Below are 25,224 nucleotides of genomic sequence, written 5' to 3' on the forward strand. Positions count from 1 at the left end.
CAGTGACTCAAACGACCACCTAAAATAAACTTGAGTTGATCAGTTACACTAAAACGCCCTGTCGCATAATAGCCTGTTTGTTCTGTGACATCCGGACCTCGCGATATATACTGATCCATGATAGGACGTGCTACGCTTGATGGGTCCCAGTGCCAAGGGTCAACTTCAATATTTTTATCCAGTCCAAAAACACTTGCCGTATATTGCTCTGTGGTAATTTTTTGATACTGCGCCCCTACAAGTAGCTCATGCTGACGATCGAACAGCTGAATATGACCTTTGGCGTAGGCATCTACGCTGTCCTGTTGATTATCAAACTGATAAGAGCCACCTGTAAGTTTTAAACCTTTACCAGTAATCGGATCAACCTTACCTGAGGCTCCTGCATAGTCCAAATAGGATTTACCTTGAAAATGGTTATATTGCACATTCGCAAACCAGCCATTATCAAATTTATAATCTAAGCCAGTAAACACACGAGTATTATTCCAATCAAAACGATCCCAAGAGGTGTCTAAATAGGTACTTCTCGACAAGTGCATATCTTGACCGTTAGCATAAAATGGCACACCCGCCATATTGGTACCACCACGAATTTTCTGATCATGTGCTCCTAAATAAATAGTTGCTTGCTCAGTTAAATCGAAGTCTAAAACACCATAATAATTTTCAGAGCGTTGTTTAGAGTGATCATAGAAATAGTCTTTGTCATAAGCACTCGCGACTACTCTAGAACGTAATCGTCCATCTTGAGTAAGTGGAACACTAAGATCAACACCTGCGTTAATATTGTTCCAACTCCCATAACCAAGTGAAGCAGTGCCAGTAAAATGATCCTTGGGGCGTTTAGGAACTAAATTGACTGTTGCCGCAGGATTACCCGTCCCTTGCAATAAGCCATTTGCACCACGTAATACTTCGACTTGTTCGTAAATAGACATCTCCTGTGGTGCAGCAGCCATATTACCCATTAATACAGGTACACCATTTTGGGAAAATGAGTCTATTTTAAAACCGCGTGTGTAATACCCTGTTGTGAGCAATTGAAACGGTTGAGAGGTAATCCCTCCTGCAGCTTGTAATACATCATCTAGACTTTGTAGGTTTCTATTTTTCATGTCATCTTCAGACACGACGGTCAAAGCATGCGCGACCTCTTTGTTGGTTTGACCTAACTTACCTAGACTTGCTGTTGGTTTATCGGCTTGTGCTTCGAGCGTAATGACATCCAAAATAATTGGATCATCCGCAAAAGCTGTAGACTGCACAAAGCTACTGATTGCCCCCAGACTGAGTGCCAATATAGAAGGCCTGATATTCATCTTGATCAAGTACGCCATAAAATTAACCACAAAATTAAACGAGAATCATTTGTGATAATTCTAAGAATGATTGAAAAATTATATTGGCGAATTCAGCACAATTTTTAGCGCAAAAGTATCAATAAAAAGTTAAAGGCAAATCAAAAATTTAATGCTGACGTCTAAGCTGTAATGGATTAAAGCCTAAATGTCGTTTACACACTTTAGTAAAATGTGAGTCGGTATAACCACAGCGAAATGCCACTTCGTTTACAGGCATGTGGCTACCAATCAATAATTCATAAGCCAACTTCATTCGCAGTTTGGTCAGATACTCATAGACACTCTGCTGAAAGAACTGCTGAAAACACCATGATAATTTATTGGGATTTAATCCAACCTGTGCTGCCAACTGTCTTAAACTCGGAGCATTTTGTAAATCTCGCTGTAAAATATGTTTCACTTCATATAGCTGCTGAATCACCTGCGGACTGAGCCCAACTTTATGTTGAGGTTGTGATTGATGCTTAAGACATTCTGCAATCAATTCCAACGCCTTAACTGGCATCAGTAGATTACTTAACGGATCATCTAGATTGAATGTCAATAAACTTTGACTCAGTTGTAAAATCTGATGATTCACTTGATGATCACAAACACGTAGTTGAGGCATTTGTGGAAAAATAGGATCAACCATTTCAGTTAAAAACTGGGCATTGTGATCCATAGGCAATCTAAGAGAGATAAACTGGATCGGTGTTTTCGTGCCATATTCATGTTGAATATGCAGCTGTTGATCAGCTCTGAGTAGATGATAACAAGGCCCAGTTAATCTTAACTTGGGTGAAAACTCAGTTTGATAAGACACCTCCCCACTGAGAATCACCACCAACTTTAGCCCTTCCTCCTCACGATCTTCAATTTCAAGGAGTGAGCTTTGCGAAAACTCTCCCTGAGATATATGTAAGTGAGGAAAATGCCTTGTCGTTTGCCAAGTCGAAATAGCCATAGCTCATATCTGATAATGATTATTATTTAAGTTTAATGTTTTTTGCTCGAATAGTAAATTTATCCATCCATAAGCCCAAATAATCTATGTGCATATAAGTTAGTTTTGCTCCGAAACCAATAGTGCAAGCGTATTGGGTTCAAGTGCTCTAAAAAGATGAGCTTGGTCAGCTGGATAACAAATATAATCCCCCACTGCCAATTCGATCGGATCATCAATTAGACCCACTACAGCCTTACCACGCATTAAAACAATATGTTCTACGCTACCGATCGGATGTGGTTTTGATAACCGATCTTCGCCAGGTTCAACACTCAACAGGTATAAATCACGACGTGCAGCAGGTGGACACGTTGATAATATCATTGCTTTATAATGTGCAATTTCAGAAGACACGGTAACGCCCTCACCCAATCGGATCAACTGCGTGCGGTTAACTTCTGGCTCCATCAATTGAGCAAAGGGAATATCTAAGGCAACACACAGCGCCCAAAGCGTTTCTAAACTTGGATTACCTTGAGCGGACTCTAATTGTGACAACGTAGATTTGGCAATACCTGCTCTCCTTGCCACTTCAGCCAAAGATAATCCCGTTTTTTGTCGTTCGCGTTGCAAACCCTTTGCCACAATTTCAATAGCTAATGTCATATTACACCATATATAAAACGATCGTTCGGTTTGACGAACGATTTGAACTTATCTATTATATCGTACGAATGTTCGATATAGACGTAAATGATGAAAAATAGGCTAGATTATGATTTGCTCAAAGCCATTGCCTTAATCGCACTGGCAACAAGTTTAGTTGGAGTCTCACTCGGTTCTATTGCTGCAAGTTTTAATTTACCCCTCTGGATCCCATTACTTTTATCATTGACGGTATTGGCTGGAGCTGCTGAATTTACCTTTATTGGCATGATTGCAACAGGTGCAAACCCTATCTTTGCGGCTTTAACTGGGATTTTAATTAATTTAAGACATTTACCTTTTGGATTATCTGTCCATGCATTTCTTGAAAAAAATACACTACGTTTTCTTGCGATACATATTATGAATGATGAAAGTGTGATGTTTGGTCTCAATCAAAAGAGTCCAGAATTACAAAGAGCCGCGTATTGGGCCTCTGGCTTAGCAATCGGTATATTGTGGCCTATAGGTGTAATCATTGGCTTTATATTGGGTCATAACATTGCAGATATTCAAGCACTTGGCATTGATGCTGCATTCCCAGCTATTCTCTTTGCACTGATTTTTCCACTACTAAAAAATAAAACAACCAGAAAACGTGCTGTATTAGGTGCAATTTTTGCAATGTTATTTACGCCAATATTGCCTACCGGTTTACCTGTACTAATGTCGTTATTTGCCTTACTGTTTTGGAGAGCTACTGCATGATGATCAATAGCGGCTTAATTTTATTCGGGATTCTATTACTTGCCTCTGGCACTTACCTCATCCGCTATTCGGGTATTTATTTAGCAAATCGCAGAAATTTTAGTGCCTCTCAACAACAGATGATGTCAGATTCAGCCTGTATATTATTATTTGCTTTAGCAGTACTGAGCACCCTATTTACTGAAACACACTTTAGTGACCCAAGTAAGATTATTGGTGTAATTGTCTCAGTAATATTTGCATGGAAAAATTATTCTTTAATTGTCATTATTTTAGTTGCTGTACTTACCACTGCTTTACTGCGTTATATAGGATTATCCTCCTAATACTGATCTGCATGTCATCCAAATAGCCGAATAAAGTAGGCTATTTTTTGATTCAAAAATAGCGTGATCAGCTACTAGAATATTAAAAATTAAAAAGATCAAAAACATATAGAACTAAAGCAATAAAAACAATAAGTGATAAGCATATAATATTTTTATTAAACCCCAATTATAAATTAATCGACTTTTTATTCAAAAATAGTGATAAAGACTTAGATATGAATATTTCATCAAGCCAATATCAATCAGTTTAAATATAGAGGTGATCTGTAAAAGTTATACAAATAGCAGTTTAGATAAACCTTCAGCTAATATTTAAAACAATATTAAAGATCAAACCATTAGCCAATCTATAACATATAAATATTGAAGTTTCTTACTCTTTAATTCTACCTTGAACTTTGCTCAGCCTATACAGCCATTCAATCAGTTTTGGCTATGCCAACTCAGGGTTTGAGACTCAAAACTATCAAGTGAAACTAATCTTGCTTTACACTTAGAGATAGAGCATTTCTTAACAATTAAAGCCATCTCTCAACTGATTGTTATCAACAAAATTACCCATCCACTTCAACCACCATAACCTTTAAATATAAAAACAGTCATCCCAGAAATAACTTCAACTACATTTTAAATATTTTTGGAACTATTTTTTATTAAATTATATATACAAAAAAATAATACAGCTATATTTATACCACTCATACTCATAATAAAAATTAATGATAAGCTTTTCCAAATACCTTATTTTATATTAAAAAAACACAGCCATAGGATAATAAGCATCTTATGCAGGTGTTATTATGTCTTATTTAGCTTCCCCAAATATTCATATTATTGAAAATGATCAGGATGCAATTTATGCAGCTCATCAAGTTGCAAACTTTGCATTACAAGGCAGAGATGCACGTGATCAAAATCGAACGCTTCCCTTTGCTGAAATAGATTTATTTAGCCAAATGGGGTTGGGGGGACTGCGTATTCCAAAACAGTTTGGTGGAGCTTTTGTTTCTAACAAAACGCTTGCACAGGTCTTTCGTATCATCAACAAAGCAGATTCAAGTGTGGGGCAAATTCCGCAGAACCAAATCTCCCTACTCCATGTGATAAATATCATTGCCAGCCAAGAGCAAAAAGACTTTATTTATAAAGAAATTTTAGATGGAAAACGCTTAGCCAATGGCGGCCCTGAACGTAACACTAAGGATACAACCACACTTAAAACCACTTTAAGCATCGAAAATGAACGTTATTTTCTAGATGGTGAGAAGTTTTACTCAACTGGTAGTAGTTTTGCACACTGGCTTGCAATTAAAGCAATCCATCCAGCTGGTCATGTCGTCCTTGCACTGGTAGAGCGTGAAGCACAAGGTGTAACAGTCATTGATAACTGGAATGGTTTTGGACAAAGAACCACATCAAGTGGCACAGTAAAACTTGAACATGCTGAAGTTAACCCATTACTGATTTTTGATGAGCGCATACTGGCTACGCAGCCGAGTTCTCGTGGTGCTTTTTCTCAACTTTTACAAGTAGCCATTGATGTAGGTATTGCTGAGGCAGCATTGGCAGATACCTATTCAGCTGTACATAAGGCACGTCCAATCGTTGATGCACAGGTAGAAAAAGCCAGTTTTGAACATTACACATTACAAGAGGTTGGTAAATCTATCGTGCTGCTCGATGCCGCGATTTTATTACTCGAAGAAGCAGCAGAATATTTAGATGAGCTGGATCAGTTAGAGACAATCAACGAACAACAAGCTGCTCAGGCCTCTATTTTAGTCGCTGAAGCAAAAGTTTATGCCAATGATGCAGCACTTCATATTTCTGAAAAACTATTAGAGCTGGGTGGTAGCCGTTCCAGTTTAACGACCCATCACTTAGATCAACATTGGCGCAATGCACGCGTTCATACATTACATGACCCCATTCGATGGAAACTACATGCCTTGGGGAGCTATTACCTCAACAACACGCTACCTGCTCGTCATGCTTGGATTTAAGGAAAATATTCATGTCATCATTTCAAAATATCGTCACTTCTCAGCCGCAGCTATTAACCCAAGCCCATGTTATTCAGACAGATGCTGAAGCATTAGCGATTGCCAAAAAGCTTGCAGAACAATTTAAGTTGAATGCTGTAAAACGTGATGCTGAACGTATTTTACCTTATGAAGAAATTGAAGCGTATAGCCAGTCTGGACTCTGGGCCATAACTGTTCCTAAAGCCTTTGGTGGTGCTGATGTTTCAAGCTATACCGTTGCTCAAGTGATCGCTTTGATCAGCGGTGTAGATGGTTCTATTGGTCAAATCCCACAAAATCATTTTTATGCACTTGAAGTTTTACGTAATACTGGCACACCCGAACAAAAACAAAAACTGTATGCTGAAGTACTTAAAGGTGCTCGTTTTGGCAATGCACTTGCTGAATTCAAAACTAAAACTGCTGCAGTAAAACACAGTACCCTGCATAAAACTCAAGATGGTTATGAGGTCAATGGGGAGAAGTTTTATTGTACTGGTAGTATTTTTGCGCACCGTATTCCAACCTTAGTGAAAGATCAACATGATCGAGAGTTTCTTGCATTTATTCCTCGTCAAAGCCCGGGTCTAGAGCTCATCGATGACTGGTCAGGTTTTGGGCAACGCACCACAGGTAGCGGTACAGTCAAGTTTCATCAAGTTGCTGTCTCTGCTGAAGATGTAATTGAATTTGATCGTGCATTTACCCAGCCCACCTTAGTGGGACCATTTGCACAAATCATGCATGCAGCCATTGAAACAGGCATTGCACGTGCTGCCTTTGAAGAAACCTTAATACATGTTCGTCAAGCACGGCCATGGATTGACTCTGGTGTCACTCAAGCGGTAGATGACCCGCTCACCCAATATGAACTAGGTCGAATGATTGCAGATGTGCGTGCCAGTGAAGTTTTACTTAAACAAGCCGCACGAAGTATCGATGCAGCAAAACCCAATCCAACTGAGGAAAACATCGCGCAAGCATCTTTAGATGTTGCTAAAGCCCGTGCCCACAGTACAGAAACTGCGTTAAAAACTTCGTCAAAACTGATTGAACTTGCGGGTAGCCGTGGCAGTCAACGTGAAGATGGTTTAGACCGTTTCTGGCGAAATGCCCGTGTACACACTCTGCATGATGCTTCGCGATGGAAATATTATTTTATTGCCAATGCTTTCCTAAATGGCTTACGTCCACCACGCCGAGGAACGCTGTAATGACGACAAATTCAACACAATCTGCTAAAAAAATATTACTGAATGCCTTCGATATGAATAGTGTTGGGCATATCAATCATGGTTTATGGACTCACCCACGTGATGAATCACATCGTTTCAATGAACTCAGCTATTGGACTGACTTGGCCCAAACCTTAGAAACAGGTTTATTTGATGGATTGTTTATTGCCGACATCACAGGTGTATACGATGTCTATCAAAATAATATTGATCTTACACTTAAAGAGTCGATTCAACTGCCAAGCCATGACCCAAGTACCATGGTTTCTGCAATGGCCGCTGTCACTCAACATTTAGGTTTTGGTATCACGGTCAATCTCAGCTATGAGTCGCCTTATCAATTTGCTCGTCGCTTTGCGAGCCTAGACCATCTCACTCATGGACGGATTGGTTGGAACATTGTTACAGGTTACCTAGATAGTGCAGAGCGCTTGATTGGTCACAAAGGCTTAAAAGATCATGACCTACGCTATGAGCAAGCTGAAGAATTTCTTGAACTTTGCTATAAGTTTTGGGAAGGCTCATGGGAAAATGATGCAATTCAAAAAGATAAAACCAATCGTATTTTCAGTGACCCTAAAAAAGTTCACCAAATCCAACATCAAGGAAAGTTTTATCAAAGTCAGGGGGTTTTTCAAGTTGCGCCCTCTATTCAACGCACCCCTGTCCTCTACCAAGCAGGTGCATCACCACGTGGCTTAGCCTTTGCAACACAACACGCTGAAGCGATGTTTATCGGTGCGGACCATCCTGCAAAAATCAAACTACAGGTGGAAAAAATTCGCAAGCTTGCTCAAGAGCAAGGTCGTGACCCTCATGCCATTAAATTATTTGTAGGGATTAGTGTGGTCACTGCTGAAACAGATCAATTGGCTCAGGAAAAGCTTGCAGAGTATAGTCGCTATGCGAGTCCTGAGGCTGGATTAGCTCATTTCTCTAGCTCGATTGGGCTTGATTTGGCTCAGTTTGGTGATGATGAAGCAATTCCTTATAAGCAAACCAATAGTATTGCTTCAGTGAACAATAAATTTAAAGACCAAAAGATCACGCGTAATGACTTAAAAGCGCAACATTTATTGGGTGGGCGTTATCCGCTCTTTATTGGCAGTGGTGCAAGTGTAGCCGAACAGCTGATTGATTTTCTTGATGAAACGGGTATCGATGGTTTTAACCTAACACGAACGGTTACACCTGAGTCTCATCAAGATTTCATTCGATTAGTCATACCTGAACTGCAGCAACGTGGTCGATATAAAACAGCTTATGACTCAGGTAGCTTAAGACACAAATTATTTCAACAAGGCAATCTTCTCCCTGCACAACATCCTGTTCAACAATTCCGATGTTAATGCCGATTGCGATGACAGTAATCGCGGGCAGTTGCTCGCGCTGTCCTACTTCGAAAAAAATAGACAATTTAATTATTGAGCAAATTATCAAATAAAGTATTGAGGTGCGTATGGCACAATTTTCAAAATCCAAAATCACGCTCATTGGGGTAGCGCTGGTTATCTTGGTTGTTGGTTTAGTCATTTGGAATAAACAAAAAAACTCATCTTCAAATGAACTGGTGATCGGGGTGAGTCCATCTTTTGCAAAACCATTACAAGTCGCTGCCGATGAGGCAAAACAGCAAGGCATAAATGTTCGACTGGTTGAGTTTTCAGATTGGAATACACCTAATATCACTTTAAATCATGGGGATATTGATGCAAACTTTTTCCAGCACCAACCATTTTTAGACAATGCTAAAAAAGAAACTGATTTTAAAATTAAAGCATTTGCTGTCGGTGCAGCAACACATGTCGGCTTGTACTCTAAAAAATATCAAAGTTTTGAGGCCTTGCCTTCTCATGCAAAAGTCGTTGTTCCGAACGATCCTGTAAACCAAGGCCGTGCTTTACAGCTTTTACAACAAGCAAAGTTAATCACCCTTAAACAACCTGATAATTATTTATCGACATTAAATGATATCTCAGCCAACCCAAAACAACTTCAATTCATTGAAGTTGAAGGTCCTCAAACTGCTCGAGCAATCGATGATGCAGATCTTGCCTTTGGCTATCCTCATTATTTACGCTTAGCGAAAACAGCAGACCCTGAAAAAGCCCTACTTTTTGATTCAAATACAGATAAACGCTTTGCAATCTTATTTGCGGTACGTGAAGACTACCAAGACAAAGATGAAAAGTTGAAAAAATTTGTAGAAATCTATCAGAACTCGCCACGCGTCAAACAAGCTTTAGATGCTGATTTTGGTTCAACCCTTTGGTTCCCTGGTTGGAAATAGGTATATCCCATGTCAGACATTCGCAAGAGTAAAAAAATTTGGAGCATTGCTATTATTGCGATTATCGTGATTGTAGGGCTCACTGCTTATCGTTGGTCAAACTCATCGGGCCAAAAGCAAACACTTAAAATTGGCATTAGTCCGCCTTATGCAGAGCTATTACAAAGTGTCGCCAATGATGTAAAAGCACAAGGAATAGATGTCGAACTGATTGAGTTTTCAGATTGGCAAGCCCCTAATGTCGCTGTGCAAAATGGCGATATCGATGCTAATTTTTTCCAGCAACGCGTTTTTTTAAATAATGCCATCAAACAGACTAATTATGATTTACAGAGTTTTGCTATAGGCAGTGGCAGCCATGTTGGTTTGTATTCAAAAAAATATAAGACCTTGGCTGATCTACCAGAAAAAGCACGAGTCGTAATTCCAAGTGATCCAGTAAACTCTGCACGTGCACTGATCTTATTGCATCGGGCTGGACTTATTCAGCTTAAAGACATCAACAATGAGCTTTCGACTTTACAAGATATTCGTAGCAACCCAAAGCAACTGACTTTTATAGAAGTTGAAGGCCCTCAAACGGCTTTGGCCTATGATGATGCAGACCTGATTTTTGGTTTTCCTCACTATATAAATATGGCCAAAAAAGCAGATCCGCACAGTGCGCTATTTTTAGATCCTATAGATAAGAAATATGCCATTTTGTTTGTAACACGCAAAGACTACAGCGACCCTGATAAAAAACTGGAGACTTTTGTTAAAACTTTTCAAAACTCTGAAAAAGTAAAACAAATCTTGGATCGGGATTTTGGTCAAAACATGTGGTTTGAAGGCTGGAAATAAGGAGAAAAATATGGTCAGTTTTGGATCTCAGGTCGATTTTGTCATACCACATATCAAAATTCGCCATCTAAACAAATATTACGCCGTGCAAGATACACAAGTACATGCACTTAAAAATATTAACTTAGATATCCCACAAGGGAAAATATTTGGAATTATCGGCAAGAGTGGTGCTGGAAAATCATCACTACTCCGTACACTCAATGGTTTAGAAGGAATAACTGATGGCAGTATTCATATTCATCAACACGACTTGGCCCAATTAAAACATGCCGAGCTGATTCAATTAAGACAAAAAATTGGCATGATTTTTCAGCATTTTAATTTAATGTCTGCCAAAACAGTATATGACAATGTTGCTTTACCGCTCATCGTTGCGGGTTATCCAAAAGACGAAATTGCAGCACGGGTAACCGAAGTATTACAGCTTGTTGGACTAGATGATAAAGCATCAAACTATCCATCTCAGTTGTCAGGAGGCCAAAAGCAACGTGTCGGGATTGCCCGTGCTTTAGTACATCATCCTGAAATATTACTTTGTGATGAAGCTACATCTGCGCTTGATCCTGAGAGTACTTCTGTTGTGCTTGCTCTTTTAAAGGAAATTAATCAAAAATTAGGCATTACTATCATACTGATTACGCATGAAATGCAAGTGATTCGAGATATATGCGATCAGGTGGTGGTTATTGATCAGGGGGAAATTGTCGAGTCAGGGTATGTTTGGTCCGTCTTCTCTGCACCACAGCAAGCCATTACGCAAGAGTTATTAAAACTTGAACAGTTGGATCTTCCAGTACAGTTAGCAACGCCATACACAGCAATACACAATCATGCCCTGTTAAAATTACGTTGTGCAGCGCCTGTAACAGCATCGCTTGATATACAAACATTATTTAATCAATTTACTGGCCCAGTGCTTTTATATCAAAGCCATATTGAAACAATTCAAGCACATCTCATCGGTTGCTTTACGGTCGCCATCCCTGTCACTGAAGCGGTTGATCTTGCACAGCTCAGTGCCCAACTACAGCCCCATATTGCTCAACTTGAGGTACTTGGTTATGCACAACTATCAACTCATTGATTTATTGTTAACAGGTACGCTTGATACGCTACTCATGGTCGGAGTTTCCGCTTTTGTCTCATTCCTGATCGGTTTGCCTATGGCGGTTGTTTTGGTCAGTACCTCTGAACAAGGCATTTATCCATCAAAGCGTATCCAGCAAAGCTTAGGTTGGGTAGTCAATGTGACACGCTCTATTCCCTTTTTAATTTTGATGGTTGCTTTAATTCCAATTACACGTTGGATCGTAGGAACCAGTTATGGTGTTTGGGCTGCAGTTGTGCCACTTACCCTTGCGGCTACACCTTTTTTTGCACGTATTGCTGAAGTCAGTTTACGTGAAGTTGATCATGGTTTAATTGAAGCTGCCCAAGCCATTGGTTGTAACCGTAAACAAATCATCTGGCATGTACTTTTACCCGAAGCACTTCCCGGTATTGTGGCGGGCTTTACAGTAACACTAGTCACCATGATTAATTCATCCGCGATTGCCGGTGCAATTGGAGCAGGCGGTTTAGGCGATATCGCCTATCGTTATGGCTATCAACGTTTTGATATGCAAATTATGCTGACCGTTATTGTTGTTCTGGTGGTCATCGTTATGCTTGTCCAAGCAACGGGCGATCATATTGCTCGTCACCTCGATAAAAGAAAAATCTAATTCCATAAAAGCCACACCCTGCAAATGAAACACTGAAGCGTTCGATTTGTAGGGTGCTTAAATTACTTACCTCAAAAAATTAAAAGGTCAAGCGAGTAGTTAGACCTAAAACCAGTGCATTATTCACATGACTGGTTGCTCCAGGATGAATAACATATTGAATATTTGGTCGCAGCATTGCCCACTTTGTTGGGTAATATGAATAATTTAATTCGAGGTTATATTCTGCATCTTGATTGAGCCGAGTATATTTTTCACGATATCGATCACTCACATGAATACGGTTTAAGCCAAAACCTAAAATATCATTTTCGCGATGTTCAAATGGCCCTATATATTTCAGCCCAACTTGCTGCATATGATCAATCTTATTGGTGCTGTCATCATGAAAACTTAAATTCATAAATCCATGTAAACCTTGTTTAGCACCATTTCGACTTGTCAGCTGTTGTTCTGCGACAAACCATGCCCCATAAGTGTGGTCTTTTGCTTCGCCAGTGACGATATCTTTTTGATTTTCAATCTTATCAGCAGTGTTATACATCATTCCAACACGATAGCTTCCTGCTAGTCCATTGAGCGCTTGTTGGGGTTGCCAGAGTAGTTCAACAGGGATCGTCACACCATCTGCATCAGAGGTACTTAAGTTCCAGCCCTCGTCTTCCTTAATATTGGTTGGATTAAACTCAAACACACCCACTTGTGCAGAAAGTTCAGGGCTAAATCTATATTTCAACATTCCTCCCCATTGACTTACAGGAGTGTTATACCAAGAGCCTCCCTGCCACTTACCCATTTGCGCTGTACAAAAAGAGGTGTTTTGAAAATCACACGACATCACATTAAAGTAAGTGCCCATGCCAAAACGCCCCAAACGTACACTGACACCGCTATCTTTAAACTGCTTTTCGATCGAAAATTCAGTCAAACGACTCCCACGATTACCCCGCCCATAGCTCGCCTGAACATTGGCCATTTGTGGTGCCAATGGATCTGATATCTGATCAACAGAAACACTTTGACCTTGTCGAGCTGTCACAACCGTACGTATGGATACACCATCCCAACCGAGTATTTTTTCTAAATCCCATTGGCTACCCAACCACAACTGACTGGTATAGGTGGGATCTTGATGAGCATCATAGCCCCCATCAGCCAGATAGGCTGTATCTACAGTGATGTTGGCATCAAACTTGATGCCTTGCTCTGCAAGATCACTTCGTGCGCCATTCCAATCCCCCAAGAGATAATCACGCTGAGGGTCTAAAAGCGTTGCTGCATGACTTTGCCCAGCGATAATGGTCAATCCTAAACTGCCGATTAACAGTGTTGATTTCAGTTTCATTCCTTGATCCTTTGGTCTTTTTAGACATGCAAAGATCCTATTCATATCTTTGAACAGATATAAATCATCAGCGCAATGCCTAGGTTAAATTCAATTTTTGCTTGATTTTAAGTCAGATGATCGCCGTGCTTAAACACATTGAATCAACATATCCAATCTACTATTTTGCACCATAAGCTTTGACAAAATTTGATTGGTTTTCTCGTTGTAAAACTGAAGTGATATACGCTCCAGCTTTTAACATGGCTGCTACATCTATATCGGTGTTGAAGCCTGATTGTTCCAGTAAATACACCACATCCTCGGTTGCGACATTGCCTGAAGCCCCTTTGGCATAAGGACAGCCCCCTAAACCCGCTATTGATGAATCAAATACTCTAAGACCAAGATTCAATGATTCTTGAATATTCGCGATCGCCATACCATAGGTATCGTGAAAATGCCCAGCAAGTTGTTCAATGGGTACCACCTCTATACACTGCTCTAGCATTTTTCGAACGCGTATCGGACTCGCAGTACCTATCGTTTCACCCAATGAGATTTCATAACAGCCCAAATCCAATAGTTGTTTTGCAACGCTTGCTACTTTTTGCGCAGCAACTGCCCCCTCATAAGGACAATCTACAACACAGGAAACATAGCCACGAATTTTAATCTCATGCTGCTTGGCCAATTCAAACATCGGTTGAAAACGATCAAAGCTCTGCTGTATAGAGCAATTGATATTTTTCTGTGTAAATGCTTCAGATGCTGCGGTAAAGACCGCAACCTCTTTACACCCTACGGCAATCGCAGCCTCTAAACCCTTTAAATTCGGCGTCAATAAACTCAAGCTGATCTGTTCAGGCTTTGCAAGTGCAGCATAAAGCTCGGCACTTTTGTCCATTTGTGGTACCCAGCGTGGAGATACACAAGAGCCCACTTCGATTGACTGAAATCCACTGTCCACCAATAAGTTTAAAAATGTTAAACGCTGAGCAAACTCAATCACTGATTTTTCATTTTGCAAACCATCGCGAGCACCAACTTCTACAACCTTTACAAAGTCATTCATGTTAACCCACCATACTCATCAATGCTGGAACAGTCAGGATTGCCATGTAATAGCCCATAAACTGACATCCAGTATTAAAGCCAAAATGTTTTGATAATAAACCACCGACTAAACCTACAGTGATAATCACCAATAAACCCAGTAACTCCCCTTCCCATAAACTAATCACTAAAATCAAACCCACAAAGGTTGCAATAATTGCTTCATGACTAATGTATTTAGTGACGAATAAGGCTGCACGACGTGCATAATTCATGGCAAATGGATAAGACACGATAGATGCAATAAATACTGCTAGTAATCCATAACCCAAAAACTCCCATTGGCTTAATAGATGATGTAGGTTATGCCCTTGTGCGCCATTTTCACCCACAGTAAATACAGGTGGAGCATTAAAAAGTGGTGCAGCAGGACCTGCAGCAACTGGACTTAGAGGTAAACCAAACGCAATTAATGGAATTAAAGCTTCAGCAATATAAGTCGATTCGGTAATCCCATTTTTCGCAGTCAGTGTGGTTGTAAGACGCTGATAAACTTGTTTAAAGCGTGAAGAAACAAACTCACCCAAAGCAACAGTCATCGCAACAGGACTAAAAACAAAGGTCGCACTAGATACCACAGAAGTTGCAACAGTCCATTTGATTTGCTCTTTATCCAATACCTTCAAAGGATTTGGGAAATAACCAGACCAACTTTTTACCTCTGGTGCGATCGACAACTGATTTACAGCATGGCGTCGCATTTTTTTACGCCCCAATGGCGAGCTCACCATAAATAGATCCGCAATTAATGGCCCAATCGCAATTCCGAGAAAATAACTAATCGCAAGTTTAGTTTCAAAAATAGCGGTAAAACTTTGCAAAGCAATAATCAATACTACAAAAGGAATCAACAATAATGTCGATGCCAGTTTACCCGGTGAAAAATAGGTAATAATGACTGCAGCTAAAGCAAAAATCCAAGGTGCAAAAGCTTTAATGACATCACCAAATGGTGCTAACAAAGAAGCAAACAAAACAGCTGCAGGTACGGCTATAAATGCAGAAACAATTGCACCTGAAATCATCTTACGTAAAGCGATATGCGGCGCACCGAGTTTTCGCATTGCTTCACACTCAGCCATTAAGGGTGTAGCCAGCGTATCACCGGGTATCCCTAAGAGTGCTGTTGGAATTGCATGGGTCATATGCTTGGCGACAACAGCAGCCATCCAAAAGGTAAATACACCTACAGGTGGTGCGCCCAATAAAATAATTAACAACGTTAAAGGTGCAATGGTCGTGGTTTCATCTGTGCCCGAAATCAGACCTATGGCAGCAAATAACACTGCACCAAATAAGCCAAAACCAAAAGCCACCAAAACTTGATCAAACAATAATTCCATTTATTTAGCCTCATCGTGTTGATGCTTTTGTGCATGAGCTAAAAAAGCATCATACAAATTCAATTCCTTTAATTCTTGAACAATTTTTTCAGGTAGCTCGTCAAGCTCACCAATGGATTTTCCTTCCTTTTCCCATTGTTCTATGAGCAGATCAAACCACTCCATCGATTGATTTTCAGACTCAAGTATTTCTCGTTTTGGCTTAAACAAAATTGAACAGACGAAACCCGCAATAAGACATCCAACTAAGCCACACAACATGCTGTATGCATGTGCAAGCGTTTGGTTTTCAACAATTTTAGTTAAAACCAATTGCGAGGCATAAAAAAACGATACGCTGAATATAGCTCCAATCAGTATCGACTTGATCAGTGCGCTCAAGCTAACCGTATCCCCCCAAACCTCGACCAGTTCTTCGTTGTTCTCAGCTGTTGCCTGTTGCCCAGACGTTTGCTGGGCATGAGCTATATTTTGTTGCTGCGTTGCATGATCCATTGCCATTTACTCCACGTACTTGTCATTATTAAAGCAAGCGTCTTAACTACGTAATTCTCGCAGTAATTCTAAAGCTCTATCATTTCGAACATCATGTTCTGCAACCATTTTTTCTACAATCACATCCACTTCGTCAGCACTGGCACCAGCCACAACCGCAATATTTCGTGCATGCAATGCCATATGGCCGCGTTGAATCCCCTCAGTTGCCAGCGCACGCATCGCAGCCATGTTTTGAGCTAAGCCTACAGCAGCGATGACTTCTCCTAACTCGCTTGCAGACTCAATATTGAGCATTTGGATGGACAATTGTGCCAAGGGATGGGTTTTGGTCGCTCCTCCAACAAGCCCTACAGCCATTGGCAATTCAATGCGACCGACCAAGTTGCCTTGTGCATCTTTTTCCCAAGTTGTCAGTGAAGTGTAGTGTCCATTTTTGACCGCATAAACATGGGCACCGGCCTCTATCGCACGCCAGTCATTTCCAGTTGCAACAATCACAGGATCGATACCATTCATAATCCCTTTGTTATGTGTTGCGGCACGGTATGGATCAATCACTGCAAACTCATATGCTTCAAGCATCCGATCAATCACTTCTTCGCCTGATAGCGTTTCTTGTTTTAACTGCTCAGGACGTACCGTCAGTTCTGCACGTGCTAAACGTAAGTCAGCAAGGTTAGATAAAATTCGTAGACGAACTTGGCCACCTGTAAGCTTCTCCACCAATGGGGTCACCGTCTCAGCCATTGTATTGACTGTGTTTGCCCCCATTGCATCGCATACATTGACCACGAGATGCATTACAGCCATTGGCCCAACTTTGCTTGATTCAAACAAATGAACTTCAATATCCTGACAACCTCCGCCTAAACTAATCAGAAACTTATCTTTGCTATTAGCAAGTTGGATAATGTCTTGTTTATGGGCCAATAAAACTTCTTTGGCTTTCTGAGCAGATTCAATATTTAAAATTTGTACTTGGGCGCGCATTAAAGGTGCTGTACTTGACGTTTTAAAGCCCCCATTTTCACGTACAATTTTTGCCATATAAGATGCTGCTGCAACCACCGAAGGCTCTTCAACGACCATAGGAATTAAATGATCTTTACCATTAATTTGAAAGTTTGCTGCAACACCAAAAGGTAATTCAAATTTGCCAATCACATTTTCGATCATGCCATTGGCTAAATCACAAGCCAAAGCACCATCATTTTCCAATAACTGCTGTTGCTCTTGATTTAAACCTGCTATTTTTGCAATTTCCTTGAGACGCTCTGAAACTGTTAATTTACGAAAATTAGGTAGTTTAGAGTTCATGTTTGCTATCCTATGCATTATCTGTTCATAGGCACAATTTAAGTGTTCACTTGATGACTCTCAAGGTACAGTTTTTGCGGACAGTTTCTTTTAAGGATGATTTAAAGCATATTATGGAATCAAATTCAGTACATTTAGTCGATCAGATTTTTCAGATTTTAAAACATCAAATCAAATCGCAACTATATAAAAACAATGAAAAAATTCCATCTATTCGCAAACTATGCAGCCAATATAATGTCTCTAAAAACACCGTAATTTATGCATTAGAGCGCTTGGTCGACGAAGGTCTAATCTATTCTAAGCCTGCCTCTGGTTTTTTTGTGATGGAACAAAAAAATCCACCCAAGTTTCAACAAGCTCATATTGAAATGCATAATATCGATGAACTCTGGTTAATGCGTCGTCAGTTAGAAACGTTCAATGGTGTTATTAATGTAGGAGATGGTTTTCCAGATTCTTCATGGTTTGAGCTTTTACCACTCAATAAACTGCTGCAAAAATCACTTCAAGAAAATAATACTAAATTATTACGTTATGGTTCCAAATATGGTTATGAGGCCTTAAGAGAAACCTTATCCTTACGCTTAAGCCAGATTAATATTCAAGCCATCCCTGAAAATATCTTACTGACCAATGGTGTAAATGATGCTATCGATTTAATTATCAGATACTTTGTCGAAGCTGATAATACTGTGTTGGTCGATTCACCAGTTTATTATCCCTTACTCAAAAAACTACAACTTACTCGATGTAAGGTAAGCGAAGTTCCACGTTTAATCGATGGGCCAGATTGCCAAGTACTAGAAGATCGCTTAAAAACACTCAAGCCCAAACTTTTCTTTACTCAAAGTGTCGCGCACAATCCTACAGGCACCACAATTAGTCTTGAAAAGATTAAAATGATTAATCGATTATGCAAAGAGCACAATTGTTTGGTGATCGAGAATGATGTCTTTTCAGAGTACACAGACTATAAACATCGTTTAAGCTCTTATAGTGATTTTTCACATCATTTATATATTGGTGGATTTTCTAAAATTATTAGCCCATCAATCCGAGTCGGATACATTGTTGGTGAGTATCACCTCATCGATCAACTTGCAGACTTTAAAGCAATATTGCATGTCAATAGTTCTGAATATGCAGAACAATTTATCTGTACTATTTTACAAAATAAGGTCTATGAGCAACATCTACAATTTTTTAAAGAGAGTCTAAAACAAAGTAGCCAACTGGCTTTGGCCAATATTAAAAAACTCGGTGGGCAGGTATTTTACGAGGCAAGAGATTCTTTATATTATTGGACAACTTTTGAAAATCTAGATCTCTCCCAAGAGATGATGAAAAAGTCATTAGAAAATAAATTGGTACTTGCACCAGGTTATATTTTTAGTTTAGATGGTCAGCAGTACGGTCAATGGACTCGGCTGAATGTCAGCCTGGCATCTACAACCCGTTTTTATGAAAAATTTAATGCTTTTTTAAACCACTGAATATCTGTTTAAAAACCCCACCTTTTTCATAGTAAACAATGCGTTGTAACTAATAGAAGCCCATATATTTCATCTACTGGGTCTAGATGAAATATATGGGAAATAACGAAAATTTATTTATAAACTTGACTTCAATTTTACGCGTCATTTATTGAAAAATCGTCTAAGAGTTTACTCTTCATTGACTCTAGCAAACTCTTGTTCTGGTGTCCCTTGAACCAGATGGTGACGACTATGAAAATAATAATATAAGATAAACGCAATATAAATCGCTGCAGATATCAACCACATTGTAGGATTAACCATCAGACCAGCAACAACAGCGATTAAGGACAAAACCAATGCAACACCTGATGTATAAACTCCGCCAGGTGTTTTATAGGGGCGCTGAAATTCTGGGCGAGAAATACGTAATTTTATGTGGGATAGCATCATCAGCACATAAGAGAGCGTTGCACCAAAGACAGCCATTAAAATGAGTAGATCACCTTCTCCTGTTAAAGAAAGAAAAAAACCAATCACACCAGGAATAATAATGGCCAAATAAGGTGCCTGATTTTTATTGGTTAAAGAAAGTTGTTTTGAGAGATAGCCTGCACGTGATAAAGCAAAAATCTGACGCGAATAGGCATAAATGATGGAGAAGAAGCTGGCAATCAGCCCAGCTAAACCAACAAAGTTTACAAAAGTTGCTAACCAAGTGTGTGGCCCATAAACTTTAATCAAGGCATCGACTAAGGGTGCACCTGAGTTTTTCAAGGTATCTGCACCTGCTGCACCAGCACCTAAAAATAAAATCAACATGGCGAAAGTAGCTAATATTAGCATGGCACCTATTAATGCACGTGGTAAAGATCGGGCTGGGTCTTTTGCCTCTTCAGCCGCTAAAGGGACACCCTCTACAGCAAGGAAAAACCAAATTGCATAAGGTACAGCAGCCCAAATTCCGATATATCCAAAAGGTAAAAACTGACTTGCACCCACATTTTCTGACACGGCGATATCAAACAGGTTTTGACTATTAAAATAAGGAACCATTGCGACAATAAATACAAACAACGCCACACAGGCAACAGCTGTGATCACAAACATTATTTTTAGCGCTTCACCCGCTCCTTTTAGATGTATGCCCATAAAAACCAGATAGCAAATTAAGTAAATCACCCAGCCACCAATTCCAAATAATGACTGACAATATGCACCAATAAACACTGCAATTGCTGCAGGGGCTATAGAGTATTCAATTAAAATTGCTGTGCCTGTTAAAAAGCCACCTAAAGGGCCAAATGCAGCGCGTGCAAAACTATACCCGCCCCCTGCTGTTGGCAACATTGTTGCCATTTCTGACATCGATAAGCTAATACACAAGTACATTAAGGCAACCACCATTAGGGCAATAAACAAACCGCCCCAGCCACCTTGCGCTAAGCCAAAATTCCAGCCTGCAAAATCACCTGAAATCACATAAGAGACACCTAGACCGATCAGTAAAATCCATCCCACTGCACCTTTTTTCAACTGCCTTTTAGCAAAGTATTCTTCAGTATCAATTATTTGTTTCATCGAATCCATTCTCCGAGCTTTTCCTGATTTATTCTAAATCTTGCTTAAAAAGACATTTCAAAACTTGACCATAAAGGCCGAATCAACTGAGTTGAAGTCAAGTTGCGAAATTTTATTCAGCAAGCTTCGTACAACAAGCAGAAAAACAATGAGATAAATCCAGAACATCACCGAAGAAAATCTAAATTTAAGCAAAAGGCCAGGTTTGAATACATAAAACATTTAATAATCGTGTCGTTTATCTCGAAATTGCATCAAAAATTATGTTCCCCTGACTTTGATCAGTAGGTGGAGACAAATTTTAACTCCCTGGGTATTTAACAGTACTGCTGTTCTGTCCAAGGCTGTGATTTTTTTTGCTGTAAAGTCGTTGTAAAACGCGAGATTAAGCATGATCTCCATGCTGCTAAAACAGGACTTCTTACATTGGCCAAACAGTTATGTTGATAAAGCTGCTGCGCATGCTGAATTTGTCCTGAGTCCAAGGCGTGTTCAATCTTTAAAAAATCAGCTTCAACATGAAGTAATAGTTGATATGACCGCGGCTTAATACAACCTCTCAAAATACGTTTGATTTTGCCCATTTCGGCTTTAAGCGTATCTATACGAGTTTTACGCTCCCCATACAAAGCATGATGCAACTGGTTCAGTTCTATACCCTGCGGATGCATCGCTAAAATACAAATAATCTCTTTTTGTTGAGGTGTAATTTGTAAGGCTTCATTGTTTAAAAATATTTTTATCTCAGATCGGGTATCGATTTTTAGACAGTGTTGTCGTTGATCGCGTATTTCATTCTCAATCATGATTGCACATTGTTCAACTGCTAAAGTACCTAAGACATTATGTTGCTCGGATCGAATCGAAAGATTGATGATGCCAATTAGAGTTTGAGAGATTGGATCAATAATAGGTGCGGCATAACAAATCCAATCACGTAATGCACTCAACTGATGTTCATTTCCCATGACACAGACCGATTTTAGTTTTTCTTTCGCTTGTGCAAAGGCATTGGTTCCTATCGTTTCCTCAAGCCACTGAGCGCCCAACATAAAATGTAAAGGCCTTTGTTTAGATTGCATTAGAGGAGTCGATGCTGTCCAAACGATTGTGCTTGAAATATCAGCCACTGCAATTTCTAAATCAGACTGTTGAGCAATATGCGCTAACTTCTCTGCACACTGTTGTACAGCAAACATTAATCTGCTGACCGGCTGATACTTTAGAGGACGTATAAAGGGTACAACTAAATAATACTCTGCCTGCTGAAAGTTCAATGCTCTTTGTTGAAGCAGCGGGCTCAGAATTTTGGCACCGTGATACTGCCCTTTATCACTAGGACATAATGCATAATTAACTATCAACTCATATTGATGTTGTTTGAAATATTCAGCGATAATTTTTTGCACTTGCATTTCTCAGTCTCCCTTCACACTTTAGCAATAACACCCTCTTTTAAAAGCAGCATTTCAACAACTCTTTTTGATAAACATCTGATGATGAGTGGATAAAGAGCAATGCCTGCTGTTGAATTTATTGTGTTCGAAACGGCACGGATAAACTTGACACTAGCCCTTTGCGAAAGCAATTTGAAGTCAAGTCAATTTATTTTTTCTTTTATATGATCAGTTTTTCACATCATGAAAGATGATCAAAATATCAAAGGAGAAATGGTATGACAGCATTGCAGAATGAGTCTCTAGACCATAAACAACTGATGTGTCTTGCAGAACAAGCGATGGCATTGTATCCAAAACAATATCGCGGAACGATTCAGCTACTTTGCCAATCTGAAAATGCAACATTTCTAATTCGCACTGAAAAAGATCGTTATGCGCTGCGTATCCATCGTCCGAATTACCACAGTCAACAAGATATCGAAAGTGAACTACGCTGGCTGGATGCTTTAACTGAACAAGGCATCGCAGTACCACAGGCCATACACGATGAACATGGTCACCGTGTAGTACGTCTACAACTTGAACCCAATATACAACGCTATGCCGTATTATTTAATTGGGTTGAAGGTGATATGCCAACCATCAATGTTAATCCTACAGCTTTTCAAAAGCTTGGCAGAATCACAGCAAAACTACACCAGCATAGTAAAAGTTGGGAAATGGACAATAGTTTTCAGCGTATTGTCTGGGACCATGAAACGATGCTTGGTAAAAATGGACATTGGGGAGACTGGCGTAATGCTCCTCATCTAAGCACCAAAGACCATATCATTATTGAAGAAGCCATTGCACGGATTGGACATGAACTCACTGATTTTGGCAAATCTAAACAACGTTATGGCCTGATCCATGCAGATTTACGTCTGACTAATTTACTGTTACAAAATGAGCAAATTGGTGTAATCGACTTTGATGACTGCGGTATGAGCTGGTTTATGCATGATTTGGCGGCAGCTATTAGTTTTAATGAACACCTTAGCAATGTACAACAATGGGTTGACCAGTGGATTAAAGGTTATGAAACAATTGGGCATATAAGTGATGCAGAATATGAGCTCATCCCCACGTTTATTATGCAACGACGCTTACAGATGATGGCATGGAATGGCTCACACGCTCAGACAGAAATGGCCTTAAGTTTGGGAGACCAATGGTCAAATGAAACGGTACGACTGTGTAAAAAGTATTTAAACAACAAAATACCTGTCGGAGCATAAGTCTCTAAGCATTGCGCATATTGCAGATCATTGGGAGGTTTTGCCCTAATCCTCCCCCATGATCCTCTGTACTATAGCTGTGTAGATGTGTTACAAAATTGACTTTAAATAGTGTTACTAGGCTTCTAAAGTCAAGTACGCTATTTTATTATTTCTTATGATTTGAATAGGCTGCAAAGCGATTTTCGCTATTGAATGTTGAGTACAAAATTCAGTTGATCAAGTTTTAAATCGGGGTATATTTTGTCATTGCAGTTATACATTCTATGCGAAGAGCGAATATTTAATGGTCGTGTTATCGTCTATCAATGATTTGAGCTCTAAAAGTTCAATAGCCTCAGTCATCAAATATTATACTTTCGAGGGAATCGAAACAAAAAGAACAAGATAATATATTGATTTTAATAAAATATTATCTTATCAGAATGTAATAAAAGGATTTATTATGATTCATATCGCAGCCAGTGGAACCCAACATGTTTTCGAAGAAATGCATAATCAAGGTGTGTTGTCTGCCGCAGCTTCAGGACTCAGTGATTTTATTACAAAGAAAGGCGCTGATGTAGAGCATATATTTGATATTAGTGGAATTAATCCAGAACTTCTGATCAGCCCGACTTTAAGCTTACAACTCCCCAACTACTGTAAAGTGTTAGAACATGCTGCCATTATCTCCAATTGTGATAATTTTGGTCTGCATTATGGTCAACAATTTCAACCAAAATCCCTAGGTTTAATTGGTTATATCGCACTCTGCTCCCCAACTTTAGAAAGTGCGTTAAAAAATATGACCCATTATTTTTATCTGCACCAGAAAAACACTTTAACGCGTATGGTTGATCTTGGGGAATGTTGGCGGATCGATTATCAAGTTCAACATGGTGCCATTCTCACTCGTCGTCAAGATGCTGAACTAACGATTGGTATGTTCATGAATGTTATTCGACAAGTACTCGGACATCATTATTCTGCGCGTGAGATTCATTTTGAACACCCTCGACCGGATTTTTGGCAAGAACACAGTAAACTCCTCAACACCTCAGTTTATTTTGACCAGCCCTTTAATTCACTGGTCATTGTGAAAAAAGATATGCAACGCAGTATGCCGACAAGTGACCCTCTGCTACTCACCATGATGTTAGATAACCTACGATTGCTTAATTTATCTGTGCAATCCCAAGGCCTAAGTGATCAAGTTAGATCACATATTCAGCTTAAACTCGGAAATGGCGAACCAAACTTAGAAATGATCGCAACAGACCTTGGCATTAGTAGTTATAGCTTAACTCGACATTTAAAATCTGAAGGATTAACCTTTAGCAGCTTAGTTGATGCTGTGCGCTGCGAACTGGCAGAGTATTATATTAAACAAAAGAACATTCCTATTTCAGAGATGGCTTTCTTACTTGGCTACTCTGAATCAAGTGCATTTTCACGTGCATTTAAACGCTGGTTTGGCATCAACCCAAGACAATTTAGACATTAACGCACTTTGATATTTAATTAAATGCTCTAGTCCGTGAAATCATTTAATGCCCTATAGCAGCGGCACGTCTCAGTACATTCAAAAAACCATTCTATCTTTGGCTGAGTGATTGCTTGGTATTTTTTTATAAAATCATTATTTATTGTGTTCTAACTCAATGACCTATATGCCACCAAAATATCAACAACATCTTTTGATTTGTTTTGTCATACATAGATCAATTTCAAATATCACGTCACCATTTGACATCC

22 protein-coding genes are annotated in these 25,224 nt (G+C 39.5%); 12 read left to right on the forward strand and 10 right to left on the reverse strand.

The features are described 5' to 3' along the window. From Aru01_RS13665 to Aru01_RS13675, 3 genes are all read right to left on the reverse strand, one after another. On the reverse strand, positions 1–1,322 hold a 1,322-nt coding region (locus Aru01_RS13665; RefSeq protein WP_042111480.1), incomplete at its 3' end, for a TonB-dependent siderophore receptor. 148 nt (positions 1,323–1,470) lie between these two features. Beyond that, positions 1,471–2,310: a helix-turn-helix transcriptional regulator gene (locus tag Aru01_RS13670; RefSeq protein ID WP_016655904.1), complete on the reverse strand. Its 840-nt coding sequence runs from the start codon at positions 2,308–2,310 to the stop codon at positions 1,471–1,473. Between the two features lie 99 nt (positions 2,311–2,409). Continuing rightward, positions 2,410–2,958, reverse strand: a complete 549-nt coding sequence (locus Aru01_RS13675; RefSeq protein WP_016655903.1) for a helix-turn-helix domain-containing protein — start codon at positions 2,956–2,958, stop codon at positions 2,410–2,412. Positions 2,959–3,048: 90 nt separating this feature from the next. Here Aru01_RS13675 and Aru01_RS13680 point away from each other — a divergent pair, with 90 nt between their 5' ends. The 9 genes from Aru01_RS13680 (at position 3,049) to Aru01_RS13720 (ending at position 12,153) form a co-directional block, all read left to right on the forward strand. Further along, positions 3,049–3,705 carry an AzlC family ABC transporter permease gene (locus Aru01_RS13680; protein WP_040331116.1) on the forward strand — a complete coding sequence of 219 codons (657 nt, stop codon included), beginning with the start codon at positions 3,049–3,051 and terminating at the stop codon, positions 3,703–3,705. Beyond that, the gene (locus tag Aru01_RS13685; protein ID WP_016655901.1) at positions 3,702–4,031 is read left to right on the forward strand and encodes an AzlD domain-containing protein; all 330 of its coding nucleotides are present in this window, start codon (positions 3,702–3,704) and stop codon (positions 4,029–4,031) included. The genes Aru01_RS13680 and Aru01_RS13685 overlap by 4 nt, the downstream gene beginning before the upstream one ends. A gap of 803 nt (positions 4,032–4,834) precedes the next feature. Continuing rightward, positions 4,835–6,037 (forward strand): SfnB family sulfur acquisition oxidoreductase, encoded by a 1,203-nt coding sequence (locus Aru01_RS13690; RefSeq protein ID WP_016655900.1) that lies wholly within the window; start codon positions 4,835–4,837, stop codon positions 6,035–6,037. Between the two features lie 11 nt (positions 6,038–6,048). Further along, the gene (locus Aru01_RS13695) at positions 6,049–7,272 is read left to right on the forward strand and encodes an SfnB family sulfur acquisition oxidoreductase (protein ID WP_016655899.1); all 1,224 of its coding nucleotides are present in this window, start codon (positions 6,049–6,051) and stop codon (positions 7,270–7,272) included. Next, positions 7,272–8,642: an LLM class flavin-dependent oxidoreductase gene (locus Aru01_RS13700; protein WP_016655898.1), complete on the forward strand. Its 1,371-nt coding sequence runs from the start codon at positions 7,272–7,274 to the stop codon at positions 8,640–8,642. The genes Aru01_RS13695 and Aru01_RS13700 overlap by 1 nt, the downstream gene beginning before the upstream one ends. A 110-nt stretch (positions 8,643–8,752) precedes the next feature. Continuing rightward, a complete protein-coding gene (locus tag Aru01_RS13705) occupies positions 8,753–9,583 on the forward strand; it encodes a MetQ/NlpA family ABC transporter substrate-binding protein (protein WP_016655897.1) in 831 nt (276 codons plus the stop codon). A gap of 9 nt (positions 9,584–9,592) precedes the next feature. After that, on the forward strand, positions 9,593–10,426 hold the full coding sequence (locus Aru01_RS13710; protein ID WP_016655896.1) for a MetQ/NlpA family ABC transporter substrate-binding protein: 834 nt from the start codon (positions 9,593–9,595) through the stop codon (positions 10,424–10,426). Between the two features lie 10 nt (positions 10,427–10,436). Continuing rightward, the gene (locus Aru01_RS13715; RefSeq protein ID WP_016655895.1) at positions 10,437–11,513 is read left to right on the forward strand and encodes a methionine ABC transporter ATP-binding protein; all 1,077 of its coding nucleotides are present in this window, start codon (positions 10,437–10,439) and stop codon (positions 11,511–11,513) included. Continuing rightward, the gene (locus tag Aru01_RS13720; RefSeq protein WP_016655894.1) at positions 11,491–12,153 is read left to right on the forward strand and encodes a methionine ABC transporter permease; all 663 of its coding nucleotides are present in this window, start codon (positions 11,491–11,493) and stop codon (positions 12,151–12,153) included. The genes Aru01_RS13715 and Aru01_RS13720 overlap by 23 nt, the downstream gene beginning before the upstream one ends. Positions 12,154–12,232: 79 nt before the next feature. Here the strand turns inward: Aru01_RS13720 and Aru01_RS13725 are convergent, their stop codons facing one another. The 5 genes from Aru01_RS13725 to Aru01_RS13745 form a co-directional block, all read right to left on the reverse strand. After that, positions 12,233–13,498: a carbohydrate porin gene (locus tag Aru01_RS13725; protein WP_016655893.1), complete on the reverse strand. Its 1,266-nt coding sequence runs from the start codon at positions 13,496–13,498 to the stop codon at positions 12,233–12,235. A 160-nt stretch (positions 13,499–13,658) separates the two neighbouring features. Beyond that, positions 13,659–14,552: a hydroxymethylglutaryl-CoA lyase gene (locus Aru01_RS13730; RefSeq protein WP_016655892.1), complete on the reverse strand. Its 894-nt coding sequence runs from the start codon at positions 14,550–14,552 to the stop codon at positions 13,659–13,661. Between the two features lies 1 nt (position 14,553). Then, on the reverse strand, positions 14,554–15,936 hold the full coding sequence (locus tag Aru01_RS13735; protein ID WP_016655891.1) for a tripartite tricarboxylate transporter permease: 1,383 nt from the start codon (positions 15,934–15,936) through the stop codon (positions 14,554–14,556). Continuing rightward, positions 15,937–16,431 carry a YrzE family protein gene (locus Aru01_RS13740; protein WP_016655890.1) on the reverse strand — a complete coding sequence of 165 codons (495 nt, stop codon included), beginning with the start codon at positions 16,429–16,431 and terminating at the stop codon, positions 15,937–15,939. 42 nt (positions 16,432–16,473) lie between these two features. After that, positions 16,474–17,751 (reverse strand): hydroxymethylglutaryl-CoA reductase, degradative, encoded by a 1,278-nt coding sequence (locus tag Aru01_RS13745; RefSeq protein ID WP_016655889.1) that lies wholly within the window; start codon positions 17,749–17,751, stop codon positions 16,474–16,476. 74 nt (positions 17,752–17,825) lie between these two features. Here Aru01_RS13745 and Aru01_RS13750 point away from each other — a divergent pair, with 74 nt between their 5' ends. After that, positions 17,826–19,247, forward strand: coding sequence for an aminotransferase-like domain-containing protein (locus Aru01_RS13750; RefSeq protein ID WP_228128732.1), 1,422 nt, complete (start codon positions 17,826–17,828; stop codon positions 19,245–19,247). Positions 19,248–19,418: 171 nt separating this feature from the next. On the opposite strand, the gene eat is transcribed toward Aru01_RS13750, so the two are convergent. Then, the gene (gene eat / locus Aru01_RS13755; RefSeq protein WP_016655887.1) at positions 19,419–20,810 is read right to left on the reverse strand and encodes an ethanolamine permease; all 1,392 of its coding nucleotides are present in this window, start codon (positions 20,808–20,810) and stop codon (positions 19,419–19,421) included. A gap of 317 nt (positions 20,811–21,127) precedes the next feature. Further along, complete coding sequence (locus tag Aru01_RS13760; RefSeq protein WP_016655886.1) at positions 21,128–22,225, reverse strand: sigma-54-dependent transcriptional regulator family protein; 1,098 nt, start codon at positions 22,223–22,225, stop codon at positions 21,128–21,130. A 260-nt stretch (positions 22,226–22,485) separates the two neighbouring features. On the opposite strand from Aru01_RS13760, the gene Aru01_RS13765 reads away from it, so the two are divergent. After that, the gene (locus Aru01_RS13765; RefSeq protein ID WP_016655885.1) at positions 22,486–23,487 is read left to right on the forward strand and encodes a phosphotransferase enzyme family protein; all 1,002 of its coding nucleotides are present in this window, start codon (positions 22,486–22,488) and stop codon (positions 23,485–23,487) included. A 445-nt stretch (positions 23,488–23,932) separates the two neighbouring features. Then, positions 23,933–24,973: an AraC-like transcriptional regulator QhpR gene (gene qhpR, locus Aru01_RS13770; protein WP_016655884.1), complete on the forward strand. Its 1,041-nt coding sequence runs from the start codon at positions 23,933–23,935 to the stop codon at positions 24,971–24,973. Positions 24,974–25,224 lie beyond the last annotated feature (251 nt).

Source organism: Acinetobacter rudis, assembly GCF_000829675.1.
GTDB classification, from domain to species: domain Bacteria; phylum Pseudomonadota; class Gammaproteobacteria; order Pseudomonadales; family Moraxellaceae; genus Acinetobacter; species Acinetobacter rudis.

Bases quoted from the DNA above. Each gene is read 5' to 3' on its own strand.
- Aru01_RS13680 (WP_040331116.1), top strand. From the start codon at position 3,049: ATGAAAAATAGGCTAGATTATGATTTGCTCAAAGCCATTGCCTTAATC.
- Aru01_RS13675 (WP_016655903.1), bottom strand. From the start codon at position 2,958: ATGACATTAGCTATTGAAATTGTGGCAAAGGGTTTGCAACGCGAACGA.
- Aru01_RS13695 (WP_016655899.1), top strand. From the start codon at position 6,049: ATGTCATCATTTCAAAATATCGTCACTTCTCAGCCGCAGCTATTAACC.
- Aru01_RS13685 (WP_016655901.1), top strand. From the start codon at position 3,702: ATGATGATCAATAGCGGCTTAATTTTATTCGGGATTCTATTACTTGCC.
- qhpR (WP_016655884.1), top strand. From the start codon at position 23,933: ATGATTCATATCGCAGCCAGTGGAACCCAACATGTTTTCGAAGAAATG.
- Aru01_RS13740 (WP_016655890.1), bottom strand. From the start codon at position 16,431: ATGGATCATGCAACGCAGCAACAAAATATAGCTCATGCCCAGCAAACG.
- Aru01_RS13725 (WP_016655893.1), bottom strand. From the start codon at position 13,498: ATGAAACTGAAATCAACACTGTTAATCGGCAGTTTAGGATTGACCATT.
- Aru01_RS13715 (WP_016655895.1), top strand. From the start codon at position 10,437: ATGGTCAGTTTTGGATCTCAGGTCGATTTTGTCATACCACATATCAAA.
- Aru01_RS13710 (WP_016655896.1), top strand. From the start codon at position 9,593: ATGTCAGACATTCGCAAGAGTAAAAAAATTTGGAGCATTGCTATTATT.
- Aru01_RS13700 (WP_016655898.1), top strand. From the start codon at position 7,272: ATGACGACAAATTCAACACAATCTGCTAAAAAAATATTACTGAATGCC.
- Aru01_RS13735 (WP_016655891.1), bottom strand. From the start codon at position 15,936: ATGGAATTATTGTTTGATCAAGTTTTGGTGGCTTTTGGTTTTGGCTTA.
- Aru01_RS13670 (WP_016655904.1), bottom strand. From the start codon at position 2,310: ATGGCTATTTCGACTTGGCAAACGACAAGGCATTTTCCTCACTTACAT.
- Aru01_RS13765 (WP_016655885.1), top strand. From the start codon at position 22,486: ATGACAGCATTGCAGAATGAGTCTCTAGACCATAAACAACTGATGTGT.
- Aru01_RS13720 (WP_016655894.1), top strand. From the start codon at position 11,491: ATGCACAACTATCAACTCATTGATTTATTGTTAACAGGTACGCTTGAT.
- Aru01_RS13705 (WP_016655897.1), top strand. From the start codon at position 8,753: ATGGCACAATTTTCAAAATCCAAAATCACGCTCATTGGGGTAGCGCTG.
- Aru01_RS13745 (WP_016655889.1), bottom strand. From the start codon at position 17,751: ATGAACTCTAAACTACCTAATTTTCGTAAATTAACAGTTTCAGAGCGT.
- Aru01_RS13690 (WP_016655900.1), top strand. From the start codon at position 4,835: ATGTCTTATTTAGCTTCCCCAAATATTCATATTATTGAAAATGATCAG.
- Aru01_RS13730 (WP_016655892.1), bottom strand. From the start codon at position 14,552: ATGAATGACTTTGTAAAGGTTGTAGAAGTTGGTGCTCGCGATGGTTTG.
- Aru01_RS13760 (WP_016655886.1), bottom strand. From the start codon at position 22,225: ATGCAAGTGCAAAAAATTATCGCTGAATATTTCAAACAACATCAATAT.
- eat (WP_016655887.1), bottom strand. From the start codon at position 20,810: ATGAAACAAATAATTGATACTGAAGAATACTTTGCTAAAAGGCAGTTG.